Origin of the sequence: uncultured Streptococcus sp. (assembly GCF_963516575.1) — a bacterium.
In the GTDB taxonomy this organism is placed as follows: Bacteria; Bacillota; Bacilli; order Lactobacillales; family Streptococcaceae; genus Streptococcus.
This window is the reverse complement of record NZ_CAUQCP010000070.1, coordinates 1-5093: the sequence shown is the minus strand read 5'-3', so window position 1 is coordinate 5093 and position 5093 is coordinate 1. Positions and strand designations below refer to the sequence as shown.

Below are 5093 nucleotides of genomic sequence, written 5' to 3'. Positions count from 1 at the left end.
GCTCCAAACATAACAGGAATCCCTAGATAGAAGGTAAATTCTGTCACAACAGAACGACTGGTTCCATTCAATAAACCACCGACAATCGTTGCCCCAGAACGACTGGTTCCTGGTAAAAGGGCAAGAACTTGGAAGAGTCCGATATAGAAAGCTGTCGTATAAGGAAGCTTGTCCAACTCTGTCACACTTGGCTCGATAGCACGCGCTTTATTGCGTTTTTCCAAATAGATAAAGGCAATCCCATAAATAATCAACATAAGAGCAACTGAAACCATGTTATGGAAGTGGGTATCAAACCAATCATCAAATTTAAAGACACCAAGTAAAGGCAAAGTTGCAATCAAGACCTTCAACCATAGTCTCCAAGTCTTACGAACTTCCTGCTTGTCCTTAGTCGGTTTGAAAGGATTGAGCTTATTAAAGTAAATGACCATAACCGCCAAAATCGCACCTAGCTGAATCACGACATTAAACATGGACATAAAGGCTTCGTTTTGATTTTGGTATTGGATAAATTCCTCTGCTAAAATCAAGTGACCTGTACTGGAAATCGGCAACCATTCCGTAATTCCTTCGACAATACCAAAGAAGATAGATTTTAAAATTTCAATAAGATACATAGATTACTCCTTTTTTTCTATCTTCCATTATAGCATACTTTTTCAGTCTATGGCAGTTCTCTTTAAAAGGCTCCAATACTGCCACCGCCACCGCCTCCAGAGAAGCCACCGCCAGAACTTCCACTTCCAGAAGATACGGAATAGGTGCTTGCTGTATTTGCGACACTAGCATAATGGCTCATTTGCGCGCTTGAATGATAAAACATACTATGCCAGCCATAAGCTACATAGAGGTTTATATCTGGATTTTCTACTTGGATGTGATGAACCTTCATCAAATGACTGACCTTGTCCGCATAGCCAAATAAGGTCGCATAGACCAAGAGGCGATTCCAGACCACAATACTTTCCAGCTCAGCCTGATCCAATCGTGCAATCTCACGCAACATATTTTCAAAACTGGTCCAGAGATAGTAGACTTCTGCCCCTGCTTCATTTAGGACGCCATCACGATTATCTAGTCGAAGCTTCCAATAATAGAAAACAGCCAAAACCAAACCTAGAAAACCAAGTATTGCCAAGGGGATGTAAAGATAGCCATGAACGTCTAAACTGTACAAGAACAAACCAAATCCAATAAATAGAGGCAGGACTGTAGAGAGTCCCATGCCTACTTGCAGGACCTTTTCCCCACCAGTTAAAGGACGATAGTAAGCTGGGAGACCCCAGAAGGTAACCCTATTTCTCACTCCTTCTTGCATCTCTTTCAATACTTCTTCAAAAGAAGATTTGAGCTGACGCCCCCTTGATTGAATCCGCTTTTCATCAGCAGCTTTAGCTCCGCGATAAAGGCTGTCAGATACCTTGTAATCCGCAAACAAATTGGAAAGAGTTTCTTCTTTTTTACCTGAAAAAGCCAGATTTAGACAGTCTCTCTCAAAGCTTGACAAACCATCTTCTTTTACCAACCTCAAACCAACTGCGTCTCCCTCTGAAATAATAGAGATATTCCCACGGTCTATCACATCTAACAAGGTAGCTTGAATAAGTTGGTCAAAGGTAAATTTACCTGCTCCTTTTGTTAGAGGACTCACTTCCTCCAAGGAGGTCGAGTAGACAGCTTCTGATAAAACCATAGGCTCTAATTCCATTGGTGGTTCATAGAGACGATGATTTTTGGCATATTTGACTGAAGGAGTGGTCTTTCTTCTATAGATGAAATAGAAGCAAACACTCAATAACAGAGAGATAGAAAGTATGGAAGGAAAGACCCAAGTAAGGAGTTGTTTACTTTGCTCTTTTTCTTTAAAAATCGAGTCTTCTATCTTATTAAACTCTTCTAAACGATTCCCTTTCAAGCCCTGATCCCTAGCGCTAGCAAAATCGTTTCGAGGCCAGTAGGCATGCAATTCAACTCCACGCTTAGCCGGAAGATTGTCCAAACGAATAGTATAATCAAAGCTACTCTTTTCAATCCTTCCCTCTCTAAAAAGTTTGCCTGTATGGAAAAAGAGTTTTTCAGCCCCCTTCTCTCCCCTTACATGAAATTCAAACTTTCCAATAGCCCCTGAACTATCTGTTAAAGGTTGCCAATTTAATTCAGCGATGTCATCATATAGAAAAAGCAAATTTTTTAAATTCCATGTGAGGTCAACTTCAACTATGTCGCCCCCCTGACCTGAATTGTAGACTTTCACAGTATAACCATTTGCTTCTTCTGTCACTTCGCTAGTAACATCTGTCAGTTCAGCACCATTTTTCGCGACCTGAACCTTTGGATGGGAATCAATATCAAATCCGCTAGGCATCTTACCAGCACGTCCAAGTCCCACGATTTGGCCCTTAAAGTCCTCCTCAAACTGGTAAACTATCTTCTGTCTAAATTCTGCTGTATTGTCTGCATGAATATACAAATCCCCTTGATAAGAGTTTATCTTGAAATCAATGGCAAAAACAGAGAATGGCAGAAGGAAAAACAAGCCTAAAACAAATAAGAAAAAAGTTTTTTTCATCAACTAAGCCCCCTTTTTATCTTTGCTATCATTATATCATTTTTTCATAAGTAAGGGCTTACCTATATTGAAAAATAGAGTTTTTTTCGATAAAATAGGAGACAGTTATTTTTTAATAGATTAGAAATAGGAGAAATCATGAGAAAAATATACTTATCTATTTTCACAAGTCTCTTGCTGATGCTAGGATTTGTCAATGTTGCTCAAGCCGATGAATATTTACGCATCGGAATGGAAGCAGCATATGCCCCCTTTAACTGGACTCAGGATGATAACAGCAATGGAGCTGTCAAAATCGATGGAACCAACCAGTACGCCAATGGATACGATGTTCAAATCGCCAAGAAAATCGCTAAGGACTTAGGCAAAGAACCTTTGGTTGTTAAAACAAAGTGGGAAGGTCTAGTCCCTGCCCTTACTTCTGGTAAGATTGACATGATTATCGCAGGTATGAGTCCTACTGCCGAGCGTAAACAAGAAATTGCCTTTTCAAGCAGTTACTACACTAGCGAACCAGTTTTGCTTATCAAAAAAGATTCTGCCTACGCAAATGCCAAATCTTTGGATGACTTTAATGGTGCGAAAATCACTTCTCAACAAGGTGTCTACCTTTATGACTTGATTACACAAATCCCAGGTGCTAAAAAAGAAACTGCCATGGGAGACTTCGCTCAAATGCGCCAAGCACTTGAGGCTGGTGTCATCGATGCCTATGTTTCTGAGCGCCCTGAAGCACTGACTGCCGAAGTTGCTAACTCTAAGTTTAAGATGGTTCAAGTAGAACCAGGTTTCAAAACTGGAGAAGAAGATACAGCTATTGCCATCGGGCTTCGTAAAAATGACAATCGTATTAGCCAAATCAATGCCAGCATTGAGACCATTTCAAAAGACGACCAAGTTGCCTTGATGGATCGTATGATCAAGGAACAACCTGCCGAAGCTACAACAACTGAAGAGACTAGCAGTAGTTTCTTTAGCCAAGTCGCTAAAATTCTTTCTGAAAACTGGCAACAACTCTTGCGTGGTGCTGGTATCACTCTTTTAATCTCTATCATCGGAACCATCACAGGTCTCATTATTGGACTTGCCATTGGTGTCTTCCGTACTGCTCCTCTATCTGAGAATAAAGCCATTTATGGCCTACAAAAACTAGTCGGCTGGATCCTCAATGTCTACATTGAAATTTTCCGTGGTACACCTATGATTGTTCAATCGATGGTTATCTACTATGGAACTGCCCAAGCTTTCGGTATCAACCTTGACCGTACACTAGCTGCTATTTTCATCGTTTCAATCAACACTGGTGCCTACATGACCGAAATCGTCCGTGGTGGTATCCTAGCAGTTGACAAGGGACAATTTGAAGCCGCGACTGCTCTTGGTATGACTCATAACCAAACCATGCGTAAGATTGTCCTACCTCAGGTAGTCCGCAACATCCTACCCGCAACTGGTAATGAGTTTGTCATCAATATCAAAGATACATCTGTATTGAACGTTATCTCTGTTGTCGAACTTTATTTCTCAGGAAATACCGTGGCAACTCAAACCTATCAATACTTCCAGACATTTACAATCATCGCCGTGATTTACTTTGTCCTCACCTTCACCGTAACACGTATCCTACGCTTCATCGAACGCCGCATGGACATGGATACCTATACTACAGGTGCTAACCAAATGCAAACGGAGGATTTGAAATAATGACACAAGCAATCCTTGAAATTAAACACCTCAAAAAATCCTATGGCCAAAACGAAGTGCTAAAAGACATTTCACTCACTGTCCACAAGGGTGAAGTTATCTCTATCATCGGAAGCTCTGGAAGCGGAAAATCAACCTTCCTACGCTCCATTAATCTCCTTGAAACACCAACTGATGGACAAATCCTTTATCATGGACAAAACGTCCTCGAAAAAGGCTATGACCTCACACAATACCGTGAAAAGTTGGGAATGGTTTTCCAATCCTTTAACCTCTTTGAAAATCTCAACGTGCTTGAAAACACAATTGTCGCTCAGACAACAGTCCTTAAACGTGAACGCACAGAAGCTGAAAAAATTGCCAAAGAAAACCTGGAAAAGGTCGGCATGGGGGAACGCTACTGGCAAGCTAAACCAAAACAACTCTCAGGCGGTCAAAAACAACGTGTGGCTATCGCTCGTGCCCTCTCTATGAATCCTGACGCTATTCTCTTTGATGAACCAACATCAGCTCTCGATCCAGAAATGGTTGGAGAAGTCCTCAAAATCATGCAAGAACTAGCCCAAGAAGGCTTGACTATGATTGTAGTGACTCACGAGATGGAATTTGCCCGCGATGTCTCTCACCGTGTTATCTTTATGGATAAAGGTGTGATTGCTGAAGAAGGCAAACCAGAAGACCTCTTCACCAATCCTAAAGAAGAACGAACAAAAGAATTCCTTCAACGTTATCTCAAATAAAAAGAAAAGGCTGCATCAACCGTGCAGTCTTTTTGCTGTCCTCATACTCTTCGAAAATCTCTTCAAACCACGTCAGC

4 protein-coding genes are annotated in these 5093 nt (G+C 41.1%); 2 read left to right on the top strand and 2 right to left on the bottom strand.

The genetic code is table 11. The features are described 5' to 3' along the window. Positions 1–620 (bottom strand): undecaprenyl-diphosphate phosphatase (locus tag RWM06_RS09235; RefSeq protein WP_313970902.1); only part of this gene is annotated, 620 nt, incomplete at its 3' end. A gap of 62 nt (positions 621–682) precedes the next feature. Beyond that, positions 683–2572 carry a DUF2207 domain-containing protein gene (locus RWM06_RS09230; RefSeq protein WP_313970901.1) on the bottom strand — a complete coding sequence of 630 codons (1890 nt, stop codon included), beginning with the start codon at positions 2570–2572 and terminating at the stop codon, positions 683–685. Positions 2573–2710: 138 nt separating this feature from the next. Between RWM06_RS09230 and RWM06_RS09225 the strand changes: the two genes are divergently transcribed. Continuing rightward, positions 2711–4276 carry an ABC transporter substrate-binding protein/permease gene (locus RWM06_RS09225; protein ID WP_313970900.1) on the top strand — a complete coding sequence of 522 codons (1566 nt, stop codon included), beginning with the start codon at positions 2711–2713 and terminating at the stop codon, positions 4274–4276. Next, positions 4276–5016: an amino acid ABC transporter ATP-binding protein gene (locus RWM06_RS09220; RefSeq protein WP_000189481.1), complete on the top strand. Its 741-nt coding sequence runs from the start codon at positions 4276–4278 to the stop codon at positions 5014–5016. The genes RWM06_RS09225 and RWM06_RS09220 overlap by 1 nt, the downstream gene beginning before the upstream one ends. Positions 5017–5093: the final 77 nt, after the last annotated feature.

Coding starts and splice junctions, on each gene's coding strand:
- RWM06_RS09230 (WP_313970901.1), bottom strand. CDS start 2,572: ATGAAAAAAACTTTTTTCTTATTTGTTTTAGGCTTGTTTTTCCTTCTG.
- RWM06_RS09225 (WP_313970900.1), top strand. CDS start 2,711: ATGAGAAAAATATACTTATCTATTTTCACAAGTCTCTTGCTGATGCTA.
- RWM06_RS09220 (WP_000189481.1), top strand. CDS start 4,276: ATGACACAAGCAATCCTTGAAATTAAACACCTCAAAAAATCCTATGGC.